17 protein-coding genes are annotated in these 22,212 nt (G+C 34.4%); all 17 read left to right on the forward strand.

The annotated features are described in order from the left end of the window. Positions 1–141: 141 nt before the first annotated feature. Positions 142–1,812, forward strand: coding sequence for an acyl-CoA mutase large subunit family protein (locus ACONDI_RS05245; RefSeq protein ID WP_420848165.1), 1,671 nt, complete (start codon positions 142–144; stop codon positions 1,810–1,812). Positions 1,813–1,833: 21 nt separating this feature from the next. Continuing rightward, positions 1,834–2,220, forward strand: a complete 387-nt coding sequence (locus tag ACONDI_RS05250; RefSeq protein WP_241080432.1) for a cobalamin B12-binding domain-containing protein — start codon at positions 1,834–1,836, stop codon at positions 2,218–2,220. A 70-nt stretch (positions 2,221–2,290) separates the two neighbouring features. Beyond that, the gene (mce, locus tag ACONDI_RS05255) at positions 2,291–2,695 is read left to right on the forward strand and encodes a methylmalonyl-CoA epimerase (protein WP_241080433.1); all 405 of its coding nucleotides are present in this window, start codon (positions 2,291–2,293) and stop codon (positions 2,693–2,695) included. A 27-nt stretch (positions 2,696–2,722) separates the two neighbouring features. Continuing rightward, a complete protein-coding gene (locus ACONDI_RS05260) occupies positions 2,723–4,282 on the forward strand; it encodes an acyl-CoA carboxylase subunit beta (RefSeq protein WP_241080434.1) in 1,560 nt (519 codons plus the stop codon). Between the two features lie 20 nt (positions 4,283–4,302). Then, a complete protein-coding gene (locus ACONDI_RS05265; protein WP_241080435.1) occupies positions 4,303–4,776 on the forward strand; it encodes an OadG family protein in 474 nt (157 codons plus the stop codon). A 75-nt stretch (positions 4,777–4,851) separates the two neighbouring features. Next, on the forward strand, positions 4,852–5,211 hold the full coding sequence (locus ACONDI_RS15635; protein WP_277397837.1) for a biotin/lipoyl-containing protein: 360 nt from the start codon (positions 4,852–4,854) through the stop codon (positions 5,209–5,211). A 20-nt stretch (positions 5,212–5,231) separates the two neighbouring features. Continuing rightward, a complete protein-coding gene (locus ACONDI_RS05275; RefSeq protein ID WP_420848183.1) occupies positions 5,232–6,359 on the forward strand; it encodes a sodium ion-translocating decarboxylase subunit beta in 1,128 nt (375 codons plus the stop codon). A gap of 206 nt (positions 6,360–6,565) precedes the next feature. Continuing rightward, positions 6,566–8,359, forward strand: coding sequence for an HD domain-containing phosphohydrolase (locus tag ACONDI_RS05280; protein WP_241080438.1), 1,794 nt, complete (start codon positions 6,566–6,568; stop codon positions 8,357–8,359). Then, positions 8,360–9,880 (forward strand): HD domain-containing phosphohydrolase, encoded by a 1,521-nt coding sequence (locus ACONDI_RS05285; RefSeq protein WP_241080439.1) that lies wholly within the window; start codon positions 8,360–8,362, stop codon positions 9,878–9,880. A 120-nt stretch (positions 9,881–10,000) separates the two neighbouring features. Next, positions 10,001–12,736 (forward strand): HD domain-containing phosphohydrolase, encoded by a 2,736-nt coding sequence (locus ACONDI_RS05290; protein ID WP_241080440.1) that lies wholly within the window; start codon positions 10,001–10,003, stop codon positions 12,734–12,736. A 97-nt stretch (positions 12,737–12,833) separates the two neighbouring features. After that, complete coding sequence (locus tag ACONDI_RS05295; protein WP_241080441.1) at positions 12,834–14,300, forward strand: VanW family protein; 1,467 nt, start codon at positions 12,834–12,836, stop codon at positions 14,298–14,300. A gap of 179 nt (positions 14,301–14,479) precedes the next feature. Then, on the forward strand, positions 14,480–15,076 hold the full coding sequence (pduL, locus tag ACONDI_RS05300) for a phosphate propanoyltransferase (protein ID WP_241080442.1): 597 nt from the start codon (positions 14,480–14,482) through the stop codon (positions 15,074–15,076). A gap of 659 nt (positions 15,077–15,735) precedes the next feature. Next, on the forward strand, positions 15,736–16,503 hold the full coding sequence (locus ACONDI_RS05305; protein ID WP_241080443.1) for a prepilin peptidase: 768 nt from the start codon (positions 15,736–15,738) through the stop codon (positions 16,501–16,503). Positions 16,504–16,610: 107 nt separating this feature from the next. Beyond that, positions 16,611–17,192, forward strand: a complete 582-nt coding sequence (locus tag ACONDI_RS05310; RefSeq protein WP_241080444.1) for a MerR family transcriptional regulator — start codon at positions 16,611–16,613, stop codon at positions 17,190–17,192. Positions 17,193–17,308: 116 nt separating this feature from the next. Further along, complete coding sequence (locus ACONDI_RS15745; protein WP_338086470.1) at positions 17,309–17,650, forward strand: type II secretion system protein; 342 nt, start codon at positions 17,309–17,311, stop codon at positions 17,648–17,650. Positions 17,651–17,765: 115 nt separating this feature from the next. After that, complete coding sequence (locus ACONDI_RS05320; protein ID WP_241080445.1) at positions 17,766–19,664, forward strand: O-antigen ligase family protein; 1,899 nt, start codon at positions 17,766–17,768, stop codon at positions 19,662–19,664. Positions 19,665–19,823: 159 nt separating this feature from the next. Further along, positions 19,824–22,196 carry a diguanylate cyclase domain-containing protein gene (locus ACONDI_RS05325; RefSeq protein ID WP_241080446.1) on the forward strand — a complete coding sequence of 791 codons (2,373 nt, stop codon included), beginning with the start codon at positions 19,824–19,826 and terminating at the stop codon, positions 22,194–22,196. Positions 22,197–22,212 lie beyond the last annotated feature (16 nt).

Here is a 22,212-nt window from a genome sequence, read left to right on the forward strand (position 1 = left end):
GTGGCATGGTTGCATGCCCGAGATCAAAAATTGGCACCACTTTTTGTGCTTTGAATTTTTTAAAAGTTGGAAAAATTCAATCTTATCAAGTTATTTTTTAATAATTATTAACTATTAACTAACAAATACAAGGAGGGATTTTTGTTGACAAAGGAGATTGAAGATAGGTTTGAGCAGTGGAAGTCCACAACACTTAAAAAAGTGTTGGACAAATTTCCAGAGAGAAAAGAAGAATTTGAGACCCCTTCTGGAATCTCGGTAGATTCATTATATCTCCCAATAGGTGATAACCAGGTAGATTATGTTAATGATCTTGGATTTCCAGGAGAATTTCCTTATACCAGGGGTATTCAGCCGACTATGTATAGAGGACGTTTATGGACTATGCGTCAGTATGCTGGGTTTGCATCAGCAGAGGAAACAAACAAAAGATTTAGATATTTGTTAGAACAGGGTCAAACAGGACTAAGTGTTGCATTTGACCTGCCAACCCAGATAGGTTTTGATTCTGATCATGCCATGGCAAAAAGTGAAGTTGGAAAAGTAGGAGTTGCAATAGATTCTATAGAAGATATGGAAAGGCTTTTGTATCAGATACCGCTAGACAAAGTTAGTACATCTATGACGATAAACTCCCCCGCAGCGGTTCTCTTGGCAATGTATATTGCAGTTGCTGAGAAGCAGGGTGTGTCTCCTGACAAACTTAGGGGGACTATCCAAAATGATATTTTAAAGGAATATGTAGCCCGCGGAACTTATATCTTTCCCCCGGAAGAATCAATGCGTCTCATAACAGACGTTATAGAATACTGCAGTCAGGAAGTTCCTAACTGGAATACGATAAGTATTAGTGGCTATCACATTCGTGAAGCAGGGAGTACTGCTATTCAAGAAATAGCTTTTACTCTTGCTAATGGACTAGAGTATGTTAAAGCAGCTATTGACAGTGGTTTAGAAGTTGATAAGTTTGCTCCAAGGTTGTCTTTCTTCTTTAATTCACACTTGGACTTTATTGAAGAGATTGCGAAGTTTAGAGCTGCAAGAAGGCTTTGGGCCAAATTGATGAAAGAACGCTTTGGTGCCGAAGATGAAAGAAGCTTGAGACTTAGATTCCATACTCAGACTGCAGGATGTACGCTAACTGCTCAGCAGCCAAATAACAATATTGTAAGAGTTGCTATGCAGGCTTTAGCTGCAGTACTTGGTGGGACTCAGTCGCTACACACTAACTCAAGAGATGAAGCTCTATCACTGCCTACAGAAGAATCTGTACAGATAGCTCTTAGAACCCAACAGATAATTGCCCACGAAAGTGGAGTGACAGATACCCCAGATCCATTTGGTGGAAGCTATTATCTAGAGTCCTTAACTGATAAGCTAGAAGATGAAGCTGTGAAATTAATAAATAAAATAGATGAACTCGGTGGAGTGCCACAGGCTATAGAAAAAGGTTTTATTCAGAAGGAAATCCAAGATAGCTCGTTCAAATGGCAAAAAGCAGTAGAAGAGAAAGAAAGGGTTATAGTTGGAGTAAATGAATATCAAACCGAAGAAGAGGAGAAAGATTTAGATACTCTTGAGGTCGATCAGGAAGTATCCAATAGACAAGAAAAGCATCTAAAAGAGCTTAGAGAAAAGCGTGATAATGACAAAGTGAATACTTCCCTTGAAAAATTAAAAGAAGCTGCAAAAGGTGAAGATAACCTTATGCCTTATATTAAGGATGCAGTTAAGTCTTATGCTACCTTAGGAGAAATATGTGGTACATTAAGAGAAGTATTTGGAGAGTATGAAGCAGATAGCTACATTTAAATAAAGGGGGTTACTTGAGTTATGGAGCCAATTCGTGTGGTAGTAGCAAAGCCTGGCTTAGATGGGCATGATAGAGGTGCCAAATTTATAGCCAGGGCTTTAAGGGATGCAGGAATGGAAGTTATATATACAGGCCTTAGACAAACTCCGGAGCAAATTGTAACTGTAACTTTGCAGGAAGATGCTAGAGTGGTATGTCTTAGCTGCTTATCCGGAGCTCATAATGATCTATTCCCGGAAGTTGTTAAATTACTAAAAGAAAAAGGTGCAGATGATGTGTTAGTACTTGGTGGTGGTATAATTCCTGAAAAAGACATTCCTCACCTAAAAGAACAGGGAATTGCTGAGATATTTACACCGGGTGCGACAAGTGAAGAAATTATTAAATTTATAGAGTCAAAAGCATAAAAAAATGATAAAATATGACGTAAATTGAATTATAATCTAGTAATGAATAATTAAAGAAAGGAGGTTAACAATGGTAGAAAAGGTAGATCACATAGGTGTGGCAGTTAATAATATCGATGATGCACTTAAGTTTTACACTGAGAATTTGGGTATGGAATGTAAAGATGTAGAAGAAGTTCCACAGCAAAAGGTTAAAGTTGCTTTTTTGCCAGTAGGTGAAAGCAAAATAGAACTTTTGGAACCTTCTTCAGATGAAAGTCCTGTTAAAAAGTTTTTAGACAAAAAAGGAGAAGGGGTTCATCATATTGCCCTACATGTTGATAATATCGAAAAAAAGCTTGAAGAATTAAAGAATAAAGGTGTAAAATTGATTGATGAAGAACCAAGAGATGGGGCTCATGGGGCAAAGATAGCTTTTATCCATCCAAAAAGTACTGGAGGTACACTTGTAGAATTATGTCAAAAGCGAAATTAAGGAAATTAAGGTAGGGGGTATTGAACTATGACTTCAGAAGAATCAAATAAGAGCTTGGACGTACTCCATCAAGAAAAAGAAAAACTTCGTGAAGGAGGCGGCCAAAAAAGAATTGCAAAACAACATGAAAAAGGAAAAAAGACAGCAAGAGAACGTCTTGAAGCCCTCTTAGACAAGGACAGTTTTGTAGAGCTTAATTTATTTGTCAAGCATAGACATACTGACTTTGGTTTGGATAAAACTGAAGCACCTGGAGAGGGTGTTGTTACAGGCTATGGGACAATTGAAGGGCGACTTGTGTATGTATATGCTCAGGACTTTACCGTATTAGGTGGAGCCCTTGGTGAGATGCATTCATACAAAATTTGTAGAGTAATGGATCTTGCAAGAAAATCAGGTGCTCCTATGATAGGACTTAATGATTCTGGTGGTGCAAGAATACAAGAGGGTGTAGATGCTCTTAGTGGATATGGTGAGATCTTTTATAGGAACACCATTAGCTCGGGCGTTATACCTCAAATATCCGCTATAATGGGGCCATGCGCAGGTGGAGCCGTTTATTCGCCAGCCCTTACAGACTTTGTATTTATGGTTAGAGAAAGCAGTCAGATGTTTATTACAGGTCCTCAGGTTATAAAAACCGTTACAGGTGAGGAGATAACCTTTGAGGAGCTTGGAGGAGCAGATACCCACAATACAACCAGTGGAGTTGGCCATTTTGCTTGTGATAGTGACCAAGAATGTCTTGACAAAATTAAAGAATTGCTGAAATTTTTACCTTCTAATAACAAAGAAGATCCTCCAAGAATAGAACCAACCGACGATCCAAACAGAAAAGAACCTGACCTAGATCAAATTGTACCAATTAATCCAAATAAACCATACGATGTTAGGGACGTAATCGAAAGGATTGTTGACGACAAGTATTTCTTTGAAGTGCAGGAAGCCTATGCAAAAAATATGGTAGTAGGATTTGCGTATCTTAATGGAAAACCTATTGGAATAATTGCAAACCAGGCTGCACATCTTGCAGGTTGTCTTGATATTAATGCATCAGACAAAGCTTCAAGGTTTATACGTTTTTGTGACAGTTTCAATATACCTATTTTGAGCTTTGTAGATGTTCCTGGATATCTGCCTGGTACCAATCAAGAGTATGGAGGTATAATTAGACATGGTGCCAAGCTGCTGTATGCTTATTCAGAGGCAACAGTACCCAAATTAACAGTAATCCTAAGAAAAGCTTATGGAGGAGCTTATGTTGCCATGTGCTCAAAATCCCTTGGAGCTGACATGTCATTTGCCTGGCCTACAGCTGAGATTGCAGTTATGGGGCCAGAAGGTGCTGCTAATATAATCTTTAAGAAAGATATAGAAAATGCTGAAGACAAACAACAAGCGAGAGAAGATAAAATACAAGATTATAGAAATCAGATTGCTAATCCTTATGTGGCAGCTTCAAGAGGTATGGTAGAAGATATTATTGATCCAAAAGAAAGTAGACCAAGACTGATTTATGCTCTTGAAGCCATGCTTACTAAGAGTGAAGGTAGACCTTCTAAAAAACATGGCAATATACCAGTTTAGAAAAAGGGTGTGAGGCTTTTATGAGTGAAGAAGTATTATCTGGATTGCAGGTTACAGCACTTGGTTTTGCTATAGTAATAATTGCACTATTTTTGCTTTACTTAATTATTGTGGGGCTTAGCAGGTTTTTAAATCCAGAGGCTACTGGGGCTGGTTCTAGCCAAGTACCGACGGTAAAAGCTAACCAAACTAACAAGGAAGCTACAGTCCAAAAACATGACACTAAAATCAGCAAAGAAGAGAACAAACAAGAAACTAAAGATGAGACTTATGATGTAACTGGTGGTGAAGAAACAATTAATAATAAAGAAGATGAATGCTTAGATTATACTACTATTGCTGCTATATCTGCATCAATAAGCATGATGCTAGGTACTAGTGAAGGTGGTTTTAGAATTAGAAGTATAAAACCGATAAAACGAAATGATGAACTATCATTTTGGACAATATCTGGTAGAGAAAATTTGATGAAACCCCATCACGATATTAATTAAGGAAAGGGGAGAAAGAAATGAAAAAAATTTCGTGTTAGCGTTGAAGGAAAAACTTATGAAGTTGAAGTAGAAGAGATAGGAGAGGAAACTACCTCTACCCCACCTCCCCCATCTCAGCAGGAATCAAAACCTGAACCTAAGCCAAAGCAAGAACAGCCTAAAGCACCACCAAAACCTGAGAAAAAAGAAGAACCTGCCAAAAAGCCAGCTGCGTCGGGAGGAGGAAATAGTGTAAATGCTCCGATGCCTGGAACTGTTCTAGATATTAAGGTTAGTGAAGGAGATCAAATCCAGGCAGGTCAGGTTGTTTTAGTGTTAGAAGCTATGAAAATGGAAAATGAGATCAAAGCCTCCGGGGAAGGAACCGTTAAGGAAATTCTAGTGAGAAAACAAGATAGTGTTGATTCAGGTGATCCTCTGATCGTCTTAGAATAGGGGGCAGATATATGATTGTAATGTGGGATAAAGTTCTAAGTTTTTTTGCATCAACAGGATTTACGGAACTTGATTTGCCAAGGTTGATAATGATATTTATATCTCTTATATTGCTATATTTGGCAATTTATAAAAAATATGAGCCATTATTACTAGTTCCTATTAGCTTTGGTATGTTACTTATTAACCTTCCCCTGGGTGAATTAATGGGTTCACCAACAAATGGTGAGCCAGGTGGGTTGCTTTGGTATCTATACCAGCCTGTAGCATGGGGAGTGTATCCACCACTAATCTTTTTGGGAGTGGGAGCTCTTACTGACTTTGGCCCACTTATAGCAAACCCTAAGACCTTTCTGTTGGGTGCAGCAGCTCAGTTTGGTATTTTTGCTACCTTGATAGGAGCTTTGTTTTTAGGGTTTTCCCCGGCAGAGGCTGGCTCTATAGGAATCATAGGTGGTGCGGACGGGCCTACAAGTATATTTTTGACAAGTCAACTAGCACCCGAACTGCTTGGACCGGTGGCGATAGCTGCTTATTCTTACATGGCTCTTGTACCGGTGATTCAGCCACCGATAATGAAGTTATTTACTAATGAGTCAGAGAGAAAAATTGTAATGGAGCAGTTAAGGCCCGTTTCTAAGAAAGAAAGAGTGGCATTCCCTATAACTGTTACGATTTTGGTAGGACTTTTGATCCCGACTTCTCTTCCTTTGATAGGAATGTTAATGCTTGGTAATTTATTTAGGGAATGTGGAGTAACCGATAGATTAAGTAAGGCAGCTCAAAACGAAATAAATAATATAGTAGTTATATTTTTAGGAGTAACTGTAGGAGCAACTGCTGATGCTGCAAGCTTTTTGCAGCTTGATACTATAATGATCATAGTACTTGGATTAGGCGCATTTGCTGTCGGAACAGCTGTTGGGGTTTTACTTGGTAAGCTAATGTGTAAACTTACAGGTGGCAAAATAAATCCACTTATTGGTTCTGCAGGAGTCTCAGCAGTGCCTATGGCAGCCAGAGTTTCTCAAGCAGTTGGTCAAGAAGAAAACCCACAAAACTTCTTATTAATGCATGCTATGGGTCCAAACGTAGCTGGAGTTATAGGTTCTGCTGTAGCAGCAGGAATACTGCTTGCTATGCTGTAGTTAAAATATTTATATAGGCTATTATAATTTAAGTTAATAATTAAACTATAATATTTTAGGCAGACTTGCTTATCAGGCAGACTTTCTTATCTGAAGTGAGTCTGCCTTTTTTTAATATATTATGATACAGTAGAAGGAAAAAATGGTATAATAGTAGAAGATATTACTAAGCAGGATATTACGGGTTGTAATGGGGTGACTATATCTTGGAGTTTAACAAAGAATCAATTGCCAAAATTTTGGATGTTATAGGTGCTCTTGTAATTATAATGGATAGCAATGGTAAAATTGAATATTTTAATCCTGAATGTGAAGCATTAACGGGGTTTACATTTGAAGAAGTTAAAGATTGCTATGTTTGGGATGTATTAATAACTGAGGAAGAAAAAGATACAGTTAAACAAGTTTTTAATGAATTAAACTTGGGTCAGTTCCCAAATTATAATGAAAATTATTGGCAGACAAAAACCGGCAAAAAGAGACTAATAGATTGGCGAAATACAGTTATAACTGATGATAATAACGAAATGAAATACATAGTAGGGACAGGCATTGATATTACAGATAATAAACAAAAGGAAGATGAAATCTTAGAAACTAAGCTGTTGTTAGAAGAAACATTAAATTCAATACCGGATATTATAGCTATCCAAAAACCAGACTATTCTATCATTAGATATAATGAAGCAGGTTATAAATTTGTGAATAAAACACCTCATGAAGTGTATGGAGAAAAGTGTTACAAGCTTATTAATAAAAATGAACCCTGCGAAGATTGTGCTACTACTAAAACACTAGAGACCAAAAAATTTGAAAAAAGTGAAAAGTATTTCCCAGAGTATGATCTTTATCTTGAAACAAGGGCGACACCGGTGCTAGATGAAGATGGAGAAATATTATATATAGTTGAACAGATTCGTGATATAACTGATCATAAAAAAGCCCTAAATGCTTTAAAAGAAAATGAACAGAAATTTTATTATTTAAGCTATCACGATAGATTGACAGGTCTATATAACCGTATATATCTTGAAGATGAGATAATACGCCAAAACCACCAGTCAAATATTCCGATAAGTATCATAATGGCGGATGTAAATGGACTAAAACTTATCAATGATACTTATGGGCGTGACGTTGGAGATAAAATACTAATTTGTGTTGCTAATATATTTAGGAAATTATGTCGAGAAGAAGACATTATTGCTCGCTGGGGAGAAGATGATTTTGTTGTTATTTTACCTAAAACAACTGAAGCTGAAGCATCAGAGCTTGCCAAGAAGCTAAAGGATGAATGCAGCAAACATCAGGTAGAAGAAGAAATACCGATAAAAATTGCTGTAAGCACTGCTGTATTCGTCGAAAACAAAACAGATTTTGATCAGGTACTAAAAGAGGCAGAAGATAATATGTATAAGAATAAATTAGTAGAGAATGAGAGCAGTAGGAGCGATATAATTTCAGCACTGCTAGGTACTTTAAAAGAAAAGAGTGATGAAACCGAAGAACATGCATTAAGAATGACCCATATTGGCTTTCGGTTTGCCGAGAAATTAGGTCTATCTTATTCAGATATAGACAGGCTATCTATACTTGCAACTATGCACGACATAGGCAAAGTTATAGTCCCAGAAGATGTACTAAAAAAGCCAGGCAAGTTGTCTGAAGAGGAATGGGAGAAAATAAAACAGCATCCAATAACCGGAAGCCGTATAGCGAGTACCACTGAAAACCTGGTCCATATTGCAGAAGGGATTGCATCTCATCATGAACGCTGGGATGGCAAGGGATATCCAAAAGGCTTGAAAGGAGAAGAAATTCCTCTTTTGGCAAGGATTATCGCTATTATTGATGCTTATGATGTAATGACTACAGGAAGGACATATCAAGAAGCAAAAACCAAAGAAGAAGCTTTAGAAGAGATCAAAAGATGTGCCGGGACTCAGTTTGATCCCGAGTTAGCACATGCTTTTGTGGAATTAATGGAGGAAGATATATAAATGTGTAAAGAAAATCAGGAAAACATATTGATAATTGATGACACCCCTTCTTATCTGAAATTATTAATTAATATGTTAAGAGAACGTGGGTACAAAGTCCAGGGGTTTCAGCGTGGCAGTCATGGATTAAAAGCAGCTACCAAAAACCCACCTGATTTAATACTTTTGGATATTAATATGCCTGAAATGAGTGGTTTTGAGGTATGTGAACACCTTAAAGCTGACGAAAATCTCAAAAATATTCCTGTTATTTTTATCAGCAGTTTGATAGGAACCAAAGAAAAAGTTAAGGCTTTTGATCTTGGTGCTGTGGATTACTTGACTAAGCCCTTTCAACTAGATGAAGCAAAAGCTAGAATAGAAACCCACCTTAATATGAGAAAACTCCAAAAACAACTAGAAGAAAAAAATCAAACTTTAAGAGAAAATGAGGCTAAGTTTCGTGCAATAAGTGATATGGCCTTAGATGCTGTTATAATGATTGATGAAAATGCAAAGACAGTCTACTGGAATACTGCCGCAGAAAAAATGTTTGGATATAAAAGAACAGAAGTTATTGGCATAGATCCTCATGATTTTATTATGCCAGAAAAATATAAAACAGATTACATAAAAGGTTTTAAATCTTTCGTCCACACAGGACATGGAAATGCAATTGGAAAAGTTTTGGAGTTAACTGCTAAAAATAAAAATGGTGAAGAATTCCCTATAGAGATTGCCCTATCATCTATTAATATGGGTGATAAATATTGGGCATCAGCTATAATACGTGATATATCCGAGCGAAAAAATGCAGAAGAAGTTATAAATGAATATGCCAGAGAAATTGATAAAAAAAACCGTTACCTTGAAGAAATGGTTCAAGAAAAAGTTGAGGAAATTTCCAACTCACAGATAGCAACAATTATTGCACTTGCAAACCTTGCAGAATCTCGTGATGATGAAACAGGACAGCATATTGAAAGAACCCAATCATTTTGTTTTTTCTTGGCAACAGAACTAAAAGAAGAATCTAAATATGAAGATATAATTGATGAAGCTTATATAGAAAATTTGACCAGGGCAGCACCACTTCATGATATCGGAAAGGTTGGAGTATCGGATAATATTTTGTTAAAGCCAGGAAAACTAACTACCGAGGAATTTGAGATAATAAAAAGCCATACAACAATAGGAGCCAAAACCCTAAAGGAAGTTAAGGCCAGTTATCCTAATAATGAATTTATAAATATGGGGATAAATATTGCTAGATCACACCATGAAAGGTGGAATGGCAGTGGTTATCCAGATGGTTTGTCAAAAGATCAGATCCCTTTAAGCGCACGCATAATGGCAGTAGCTGATGTATATGATGCCTTAAGAACAAAAAGAGTTTACAAACCAGCCTTTTCTCACGAAAAAGCCTTTAAGATTATTAATGAAGAGAAAGGCAAGCATTTTGATCCAGTGATAGTAGATGCATTTAATCAGATTCATGAAGGTTTCGAAGAAATTAGTGACAGTATGAGTGATAATGTATGATATAACAAATGTCGACACAAAATTACATATAATTAACAGGTGAAAGGATGGTTAGCATAGAAATAAATTTCAGATACAAGATTGAAAATTTTTAATATTTGTAGGGAGTGCCCTTGGAATATGTTTCGAAATATTGCAAATTATGATAAAGATCAGTTAAGATCTATTATAGATTCTTTACCTGTTAGTGTATGTATTTTAGATAAAAAAGGAAATATTGAAAATGCGAATGAATTATGGTTTGATTTGTCCAAAGAATTTTACTTTGACAAACAAAAACTTAATTGTGGACTTAGCTATTTTGATTATCTAAATGAGTTATGTGGAATTGATAATGAAACGAAAACAAAATTAAGAGAAGGAATTAATATACTAATAAAAAAGGAAAAAAATAATTTTGAGTTAACTTATCCTTTGTATACTTTAAATAATAAAGAGCATTGGTTTACAGTCCGGGCTAATTATTATCCTGATGACCACAAGGTTATACTTATTTATGAGGAGGTCACAGAAAAAAAACAACTTGAAAATAAATATGAGTCTAGTATTAAAAAATTGCAAGAACGAATTAAGGAGTTTGAGTGTTTAAACAAAATTAGCAATGTAACTGCTAGAGATGACTATACTTTAGAAGAACTTTTTGATTATATAGTGAATATGCTTCCTTCATATTGGCATTATCCTGAAAATGTTTGCGCGAGGATAATATTAGAGGACAAAAAATTTCAAACAAGTTTTTTTAGAGAAACTAAATGGAAACTTAGCAGTGAAATAATTGTAAATGATAAAAAAGTTGGAAGCCTGGATATTTTTTATATAGAAGAGTCAGTGCAATATAATAAAGACCCTTTTTTGGCAGAAGAAAAAGAGTTAATTAAATCTATATCAAAAATGCTTTCAAATTTTGTAATTAGAAAGAAATATAAAAAAGAACTAACAGAGAGTAGAGAGTATTTGCAAACAACTATGATGTCAGTTGGAGATGGAATAATATCTACCGACACTTCTGGTGTAGTTATAAATATTAATCAGCAGGCAGAAAGAATAACAGGAAGTGCTAATGAAGCTTCTATAGGTAGGCCGATAGACGAGATCTTACTACTTAATAATGATGACGACGACAGAGAATCTATATCAAATTATGTTAATAAAGCAATAAAAACAGGTGAAAAAGTTTTTCTAAGTGAAATATCTATATTGCGAAAGGATAGACAACAGGCTCAAATCGATCTAAGTATTATACCTGTCTGTAATGATAAAAATGATATTACCGGGATTGTTATAACTTTTTCTGATATAACAGAACAAAAGATGGCTAAAGATGAACTAAAGAAGAACGAAAAAGGCTTAGAAAAATTGGTTGGTTTATTCCAAAAAGCACTCTCGATTCAAGAACTTCAGGACTTTGCTCTTGAGGAAGCAGTGAATTTGACAGGTAGTAAATTAGGGCATTATTATGAATATGATGAAAGAAATAAGGAATTCAAATTAATTTCTTTTACAAAAAATGTTATGAAAAATTGTGATGTAAAAGAGTTTGATAAATCCATAAAATTAGAGGACGCAGGGATATGGGCAGAAACCGTTCGACAGAGAATTCCGGTAGTTATAAATGATTATGAAGCTCCATATCTACTTAAAAAAGGATACCCCAATGGTCACGCAAAAATCAGAAGATATATGGGTGTGCCAATCATTAGGGGAAATAAAATTGTAGCTGTGATAGGAGTAGCAAATAAAGAAAATTTTTATACACAAAATGATGTTTTGCAACTTACTTTGTTTATGGACAAGGTTTGGGAGGTACTCAAACGAAAGCAGGCTGAAAAGGAACTTAAATATATAGGCTCTAAGGACAAATTAACTAAGCTGTATAACAGAAGCTATATTGATGAAAAATTACAAACCTTAAACCAGACAGAATACTTACCTTTAAGCATAATAATAATCGATATAAACGGTCTGAAGATTATAAATGATACTTATGGTCATAGCAAAGGAGATGAACTTCTCCTAAAAACAGCAGAAGTTATTAAAAAAATAAGTCGTAACAAAGATATAACTGGTCGTTGGGGTGGAGATGAACTCATTATTCTTATGCCAAATACTGATATGTATATGGCAGAAGATATTTCTAAAAAAATTAAAAATGAAAGCAGTGAAATATTTTTGGATTCCATAAAACTAAAAATATCTTTAGGTAGGGCTACTAAAGAAGATGTCCACGAACCCTATGAACAATTTGTTAAAAGAGCAGAGGACAGGCTGAATAAAAACAAATTAGGTGAAAGTGAAAGTTCAAAAAGTGATATAATATCTGCTTTATTAATGACTTTAAAAGAAAAAAGTGATGAAACAGAAGCCCATGCATGGAGGATGACTAAACTTTGTTTTAAATTTGGTGAATATCTTGGCCTGTCAAATTCTGAATTAGATAGCTTATCTCTTCTTGCTACAATTCATGATATAGGGAAAGTAGCAATTGCAGAAGATATATTAAAAAAACCTGCAAAATTAACTCAGAAAGAATGGGAAAAAATCAAAGAACATCCGGAAATAGGAAGAAGAATAGCCAGCAGTTCAGTAGATTTGAATCATATCGCAGAAGAAATTGCAACTCACCATGAACGGTGGGATGGAAAAGGCTATCCATATGGATTAAAAGGGGAGGAAATACCACTTCTTTCAAGGATTATAGCGATAGTTGATACTTTTGATGTTATGACAAACAAAAGATCATACAAAGAGGCAGTCTCACAAGAAGAAGCTTTAAATGAAATCAAAAGATGTGCTGGTTCACAATTTGATCCTGAATTAGCCAGAAAATTTATAGAAGTAATAAAGACAAGCAAATAAGAAGATAGATTGAATTAAAAAAATTAGTTTTAACCACCCTATGGTTTAAATATAAATTATAAAAACCTATACTAAACCAAGCGGGGTGGTATTATTTATGCTTTTTTTAAGCTTAAAAAATAGTAAGTTCAAAACTCCATTAATAATTTTGGTTATATTTTTTGCAATAATTGCAGCATTATTAGCTGCTGGAGCAATTTATAGATCTAGCTATGATAACAAAGTTCATCCCGGAATTAAAATAACCGATAGATCAAAAAATGATGCACCTAAAGATATTATAAACAAATATGTTGGAGAAAGAGATGTAAATGAAGTAAGTTCTTATCTAAAAGAACAGCTAAATTCCGAAGATAATAAAATTGTTTTTGAATATGAAAACGATGACGAAGATTATAAATGGGAATATAGTTTTGATAAGTTAAATATTGATTATTTAATTGATGATACCATTGAAGAGATTGTTGAAGATTGGCAATCTCTTAGTAACATTGATATATTAGCTGACATGCTTGGGATCGTACCATATGAGGAAGAAAAAAGTATAGTTTCAGAGATAGAAAAAGAGAAAACTATAAATGAAATAGAAAATATAAATGATGAATTGAAATTAGACCCCAAAGAAGCTAAATTTTCTCTTGATAAGGAAACTAATGAATTGGAAATAATTGAATCAATTAATGGTAAAGCCGTAAATATCAATAAGACTTATGAAGAAGTTGAAGAACTAATAAAATATCACTATGGATTATTATTTGAAGAGAATCAAGTGACTATCCCTTTGATTGTAGAAGAAAAGCCCCCAGAAACTACTACTAGTGATTTAGAAAATATGGAAATTGAAGCGATGGTAAGTAGTTTTTATACTGAGTTTGATGAAGAAAAGGAGGGAAGGACTCATAATATAAACCTTGCATCAGAATATTTTTATAATTTGATTGTTGGACCAGAAGAGGTTACTTCTTTTAATGAAATCATAGATGACTTAAGGCAAAAAGAAAAACTAAGAAAGGCGCCAATTATTGTGGATGAGGAATTCGTTGATGGAGTGGGTGGAGGATTATGTCAGGTATCTTCAACTTTTTATAATTCAGCATTAAAGGCCGGGCTAAATATTCTAGAAAGACATAATCACAGTAGGCCAGTTAGTTATCTTCCCGTTGGAAGAGATGCAGCTGTAGCAGAGAAATATTTGGATCTAAAAGTGCAAAATCCCTATGACAATCATTTATTGATATTCTCATATACAGAGGATAATAGACTGTACTTCAAGATATTTGGTCATGAAAAATATGAAGACCTGGATGAACGATATGAAATTGTAACTGCTGATTATGAGGAAAAACAGCCTCCAACAGAATATGTAGAAGCAGAAAACTCCAACGATTGTAATGAAGGTGAAGAAGTAATAAAACAGGAAGGAAGTCCGGGTTATGAAATTAGTACCTGGAGATACAAAAAAGATGAACAAGGAAATGTAGTTGATAGACAATTTTTGTATACTGACAATTATGCAACAATTCCAACTATTATTGAAATTTGCAATAATAAAACACAAGAGTGATAAATCACCCCAAATAAAGAGATAAAATAATATATTTAGTCATAACAGAGTTTATTTTCTGAATTCGGCGTTTGACATTGACTAGGTTGTCAAATTGCAATACAATGTAATTAGAATTACTCGTAACAATAAAAGTTTATTTACAGTAATTAATTGCATATAAAGGAGAGTAATTCATCATGTTTGAAGTTGTAGTAGGAGTATCAAGTAGGCACGTACACCTTACGCAAGAACATTTGGAAATATTATTTGGACCAGGATATAAATTAACACCACTTCGTGAATTAAACCAACCCGGTCAATATGCTGCAGAAGAAACTGTAACCCTTGTAGGTACAAAAGGTAGCATCAACCGTGTAAGAATTCTTGGGCCTGTAAGAAGTAATAGTCAGGTAGAGATCTCCCTTACTGATGCTTTTGTATTAGGAATTAATCCACCTATTAGAGATTCAGGGGACATTGAAGACTCTTCACCGGTAATACTTGAAGGTCCTGAAGGTGAAATAGAACTAAGCGAAGGTGCAATAGTTGCCAAAAGACATATACACATGCATACTGAAGACGCTGATAAATTATCCCTTAAAGATAAAGACCATGTCACTGTTGAAGTAGATGGCGAAAGAGGTCTAATATTTAAGAATGTTCTTGTCAGAGTGAAAGATTCTTATGAATGTGAATTCCATGTTGATACCGATGAAGCAAATGCTGCTGGTCTTAAAACTGGTGATAAAGTTAAGATTATCCCCCAAAAAGCACTTCAAGAAGCTTTTAAGTAAAAAAACCATTAAAAAAGGCACTAAAAAAGTCACAAAAAAAGTTACTAAAAAAAGCCCTTGGGTGGGCTTTTTTTTAGTATAGTCAAAAGTCCAATTTGTTAACATTAATAGTCCAGGTTTTATCACAATAAGGGCAAACGATTTCATGTACACAGTTGCCTTTTTTGTTAGTCTGTCGTCCTATCTCTTCATAAGGCGCATAAGGCCCGAATAAACTCTCGATATAACCTGAATCTTCTAAAACTTCCTTACAGTTAGGACATGACTCTTCTAATGTTATTAGTCCGTTACAAACAGGGCATATATTATCATTTGTATAATCATTTGTATAAATCCATAATACCTCCTTTGCTCTGGAAAATTTTTTTTCTGTACAGGGATAATATAGCTTATCATTATTCTAACCAAATATCTTAAAAACTCATCTGGTGCTTTTTTGCCAGTTTGACCTATCCTGTGAAATAAAGGTATTTAGCAAAATTTGTCGAATAATATTAAAACCACACTGTTAAAAGTAAAAACTCATAATGCAAAAAGTCTGTCGCATAAGTAGTATTTATGCATGCAATTAAAACAAAGGTTGTTCATATAATTTTTTGTAATAGAATAAATGATTATAAATATTACCAATTATAACGAGGGTAGAAAGGTGAAATTTATTGGGATTTATTGACTTCTATATTTTTTTCATTGTATTTTTACTTGGCATCGTAGTAGGGTCATTTTTAAATGTATGTATATATAGGATTCCAAGAAATGAAACTGTAGTATATAATTCTTCTTCTTGTACGGAATGTGAGACAAAACTAAAGCCTTTTGATTTAATTCCTGTGTTTAGTTATTTATTTTTGAAAGGAAAATGCAGATACTGCAGCTCCCAAATAACCCCTCGCTATCCTCTTGTAGAAGCTCTTACAGGAATTATTTTTGTAATTAGCTATGTTTATTTTGGAATTGGTTTATTATTAATTAAATACTTATTTATCTTTTCGATCTTGATTGTCATATCATTTATTGACATTGATAATCGAATTATTCCAAATAAGCTTGTGCTAATATTACTTGTCTGGGCTATAATATGGCAGATTATTTATCCTGAGATTTCATTATATGATGGTGGCCTTGGTGCTGTTATTGGTGGAGGCTTATTTTTTTTCATTGCAGTTATTAGCCGCGGTGGAATGGGTGGCGGAGATATAAAGCTTATGTTTGCTGCCGGGTTTTTGTTAGGTGGAGCATTAACAGCCCTTACTATTTTAATTGCTTCAATTATTGGGAGTATAGTTGGTGTTACTCTAATGGCGCTAAAGCTAAAAGATAGAAAAGATCCTATACCTTTTGGGCCCTTTATCTGTCTTGGAATATTCATGTCAGTCATCTTTGGGGATCAGCTATTAAATTTGTATCTAGAATATCTTTTGGTTTAATAAGACAAGAATTGACATTTGATGTTGAATTTTGATATAAATAAAGAAAACTAACTGGGTCTAAATAACTAAGTTATTTTGGCGTGTTTTAAAAGGGGCGTTTTGTAGTGGTAAAATGGCTTAGGATTGACCAAATCTCAAAAAGGACAGGCATACCTGAAAGTACTATCAAAAACTATGTTAAAACTTATGATGACTATTTTGATTATGAAGATAATATTAATAATGAAAACTCTGATAATCATAATGGGGTGCTATATCACCCAGAAGCTTGTGAAAAAGTCCTGAGAATATATGAACTAAGCCAGCAGGATTACTCAGAAGAAAAAATTAAACAAGCCCTGAATAATGAGTTTAATAACAGCATAGACCTAGTAGAAGCAGATGATGGACTAAATAATAGGGAAAAAGTCCTATCTCAGAACATGAAAATTTTTACAGAAGCATTTGAAAAAATAGTCCAACAGCGCCAGGAGATAAATAGCCTACGAGACAGAATAGATAAATTAGAAAATGAACAAAAAGATGTAAACCAAAAATTCGATGTAGAAATAACCCAGTTAAAAAGAGGAAAATCCAAAAGAGAAGATAATAAAATATTAGGTTTTTCGCCAGGGGAGTTGTTGATAATCCCTCTGATTGTAGCTGCATCAATAGTGATTGCGATTACTGTATTAGAATATTTTTAGGGGTACGTTAACCTAAAATGATAATAATTATCAAGAAATAATTATTTGTAGGACGTCCTATATATGGTATAATATAGATATAAATAGGAATATATAAAGGGGAGGAGAGAAGAAAAATGTTTAAATACTTAAGTAAGAAAATTAATAAAGAAGAAGAGGGTTTCACCCTTGTCGAACTTATGGTAGTTGTTGCAATTATAGGTATATTGGTAGCGATAGCAATACCGGCTTATCAGAATATAACAAAAACTGCGGAAGATACAGCTAAAGATGCGGACAGAAGAGTGGTAAGGTCAGCTATGGATATGTACCGCACTGAACATAGGGATTCAGGATATGATTTTGGCGAAGTTAATAAAGAAAACTTTCAAGACTACTTCGAAGATTATATTGATGAAGATGTTGACTGGGATAATCTTTGGGAAAACGTTGAAGATATGTTTGACAACGGAGGATAATTTTCTAACAGACAATTTTCTAATTTCCTGCTACTAGCAGGGAATTTTTTTCTTTACAAAAAATTTGAACACAAAATAAATTCATTTTGGCTAACTTTAGGGCAGGTGAAAATTATTGTTCTTTAAACTTGAATCAAGCAACCAAGTTTCACTTCCTGCTTTTGCGTTGATGATAACATTAGCTTTGCTGCCACTTCTTGATGGCGGATTTGATCATAATGTTATGTACTGGGTTTTGTTTTTGTTATTGATTGTGTCACTAATAACATTTACTACAAACAAAATAAATATTTTAATTGATTTATACCACCCGCTTTTTTGGTATGTGCTATTTTTTTTATGGTGTGGTATTAGTATTATATGGTCGCTGAACCCACATCGTACCTTAGTGGAGTTTTTGCAGCTCGGCATTTATGGTTTGGTTTTTATGTTAGCGCTTACTCTTAGTGAGGATAATGTTTATAGAGTTGCCAGGATAATAGTAATCACAGGTTTTGGGATAGCTCTTTTTGGTATAAGTGAATATTTGATTATTTCTACAGGCAGGATAGAGAGTACTTTTACAAACTCTAACCCTCTAGGTACTTATCTGCTTCTTATATTTTTACTATTATGGGGATACAATCTTAAACGCTCTAATGTTTTATTATATTTGCCTTCTATAATAATTTTATCAGCGTTATTTTTATCTGGATCTAGGGGTGCTTTTATTAGCTTAGCTCTTTCACTGCCTTTTGTGTTGATAGGGGCTAGAGATAAAAGAGAGTTATTTTCTTCAGTGTTAAAAACTATAATATGTTTTGTCCTTGCAGTTATGCTAACCCACGGCATAATGGCTGTAGCACCGTATGTGCAGGGTGTTGTAAGTGATGAGGGAAGGCAATTTGTAGAGCATGTTACAAGAGCGGATTCATTTGTGGCAAGGTCAGGGGCTGGAAGATTAGAATTTTGGAAAGTTGGCGCAAGGCTTGGAGCTTCAGAACCTATACTTGGACATGGTCTTGGGACTTTTTATACAGCTTATTTTCTAGAATATGTTGATGGGAGATGGTTTTCTCGCTTTGCCCATAATCATTATATTCAAATGATGGCTGAAAATGGTCTTGTGGGGCTATTTTTGTTTATGGGTTTTATATTCTCAATATTTAGAGGAGCAGTTTATAAATACATACAAAGAAAAGACTCAATTTATTTTGCAGGGATTGTAGCAGCGATGGTCGCATTTTTAATACATATAGGAGCAGAATTTAGTTTTAACTTTCCAGGGGCTGCTGTTATATTTTTTGCCGCTGCTGGAGTAATGTGTAGAAATATAAATTGGGGTGATATGAATATACGCAATGCTACAATGATAAATTTAAGCTTTATTAGTAATAATGCAAGAAAGATTCGAAATTTGTTAACTGATAAATATATTGGTTATAAATTTGTCTCAGTGATGCTTATGTTTTTATTAATTCTAACGGCCTGGCAGTATACAGGTACAATAATACATGAAAGAGGAGTTAGTTACGAAGATGAGGGAGAGCTGTATAAAGCAGCTGAAACCTATGATATAGCAAATACTATATACCCCATAGATTCAGAAGTATATTCTTATGCTTCAAATGCTTATTGGCAGCTTTACAAAAAAACAGAAAATGAAAGCGATACAGAAAAGTTTTTGAATAAGTCTCTGTCTAGGTTAGAGCAGGCAGTAGAGCTTAGTCCTGTAGATAGTGTATTACAGAATATTTTAGCTGACACATATAAGGAAGCTGGATATTATGATAAAGCGGAAAAACATTTCCAATATGCTGTTGATTATGCTGGATTTAGGATAGAGATGTATCTTCATTTAGCATTATTTTATCTAGAGCAAGATCAGACTCAAAATGCAAAGGAAGTACTGATAGAAGGACTAGAAATAAAAGAAGATGCCAGGGATAGTGCTAGAAGCTCTGAAGAAGCAGAAGGTGTTGAATCAAATATAGTGCTGATGAAAGCCTTGCTAGAGAACTTAAAGGATAGTTAGAAAATAGAGTAAATGATGATTAACTGTTTTTTGATTTTTCTTTTGTTATGTGCTGGAAATAGATTGTGTTGTTATATAAAGGAATTATGATAAAATAAAATCAAGCACTTATAACAGATAGGACTAAAGTAGCAGAGCCTATTGTGGGAGGCGGTAGGAGTGTTACGGGGAAAAGATTTAAACTCAATAGAATTAGTTTCTAAAGCTACGGAAGAACTTTTTCAGATGGCAGTAGGTGAGATAGATTTTCAACAGATTGCTGACTGGATGTTGGAGATTTCTAAATCAAAATTTGTAGTTTTTAATATATACCAAGACAGAAAGGTTACAACCAAGGCAATATCAGGTCTTCCGGGAGTTATTGATAGAGCTTCTAAAATGTTAGGCTTCGAAATTATTGATAAGGAATGGGATGCTAATCCCAATAGGTTAGAAGCCATTAATAACAATAAAGTTATTTGTTTTAATAATCTTTATGATGCCTGTAACGGGGAAATATCTCATAATACGGCTGCTATTATAGAAAAGACTTTTAAGTTAGGAAATATATATGTTATTGAAATCTCCTATAGAAATAAGGCTGTAGGGGACTTTCATATTTTTATGTCTAAAGAGGCTGAACTCGAAAATGAGGAGTTAGTCAAACTATATGCTAACCAGGTCGGTAATACTATAGTTCGTGCTCAAACAGAAGAGAAGCTACAAAAGTCAGAACAGGAAAAAATATTAATACTTGAAAATATTGAAGAACTAGTTTCTTACCAGGATAGAGAATTGAATATTGTTTGGGCCAATAATGCAGCTTGTAGGAGTGTAAATCAATCTTATGAAGACCTTGTAGGCAATAAATGTTATGAGGTATGGCATGGCAGACAAACTCCCTGCAATGGTTGCCCCGTAGTTAAATGTATAAACACAGGGAAAGTTGAATCAGGAGAAATATCAACGCCTGATGGACGTTACTGGCATATAACAAGCTCGCCTATCAAGGACGATAACGGTAATGTAAATGGTGCTATTGAAACAACTCTAGAAATTACAAACTTGAAAATAGCTCAAAAGCAAATTAAAGGCGCCTACAAACAGCTAGAAGATATTATTGAGTCTTTGCCTGATGCAACCTTTGTAATTGATAATGAAGGTAAAGTAATTCAGTGGAACAAGGGCATGGAATTAATGACTAAAGTATCCAAAAAGGATATTATAGGGAAAGGTAATTATGAATATGCTAAAGCTCTTTATGGAGAAAGAAGGCCAATCTTGATAGATGCTGCTCTTTTTGGTGAAAAAGTTTTGTCAAGGTGGATGGGAAAATATGACTCTCTTCACTGGATAGGTGAAACTATATATTCAGAAAGTTATGTACCAAATATTTATGGAGGCAAAGGAGCATATCTACGAGGATCAGCTTCCAAATTAAGGGATGAAAATGGCAATGTAACAGGAGCTATAACGATCATACAAGATATTACTTACCAAAAACAAGCTGAAGAGAAAATTCGTTATTTGAGTTTCTACGATAGCTTAACAGGTCTATATAACCGTGCTTTTATAGAAGAGGAAATAAAACGCTTAGATGTAAAGAGAAACCTTCCATTAAGTATAATAGTAATAGATGTAAATGGCTTAAAGTTGGTTAATGATGCTTTTGGACACGAAGCAGGGGATGAGCTGCTAATTAAAGCAGGAGAAGCAATAAAAAAGGCTTGTAGAAAAGAAGATATTGTTGCCAGATGGGGTGGGGATGAGTTTGCAATATTGCTGCCAAAAACATCACCTGAAAAAGCAAAAGATGCAACAAAGCGTGTTAGACAAAACTGCAAAGAAGTGTTAATCAAATCAATCCCACTAAAAATGGCGGTTGGATATGCGACAAAACTCGATACAAAGGAAAATATCCATGACATTTATAAAAGATCAGAAGACCATATGTATAAAAATAAATTAAAGGAAAGTAGTAAAGATCGAGAGAAAGTTATATCGGCCCTATTAAAAACACTTAAAGAAAAAAGTGATGAATCAGAAGAACATATCAACAATCTTATTAATTTAAGCAAAGACTTTGGCAAAGCAATAAACTTAGGAGAAGCTGAGCTAGAAAAGCTAGTCTTGTTAGCTTCTGTTCACGATATAGGGAAGGTTATAATTTCAGAAGAAATTTTTGCTAAAGCTGAGAATTTGACAGAAGAAGATTGGGATAGTATTAAAACTCACTGTGAAGCCGGATATCAAATAGCCCGTTCATCGGAAAGTTTTGCCCATATAGCTGAGGAGATTTTGACTCATCATGAAAACTTTGATGGCAGTGGATATCCTCAGGGCTTAGCAAAAGCAAAGATCCCTTATTTCGCAAGGATTATATCAGTGTTAGATGCTTTTGTAGTCATGACAGCCGGTAGAGTTTATAAAGAACCAATTTCAGAGCAAGAGGCCTTAGCAGAGCTAAAAAAATGTGCCGGAACTCAATTTGACCCTGGCCTGGTTAAAGAATTTGAAAATTTTCTTGAGAAAAATAGAAAGATAACCGTTTAATTATTTAAACTTATAA

This window comes from Natranaerofaba carboxydovora, from assembly GCF_022539405.1.
GTDB classification, from domain to species: Bacteria; Bacillota; Natranaerobiia; order Natranaerobiales; family Natranaerofabaceae; genus Natranaerofaba; species Natranaerofaba carboxydovora.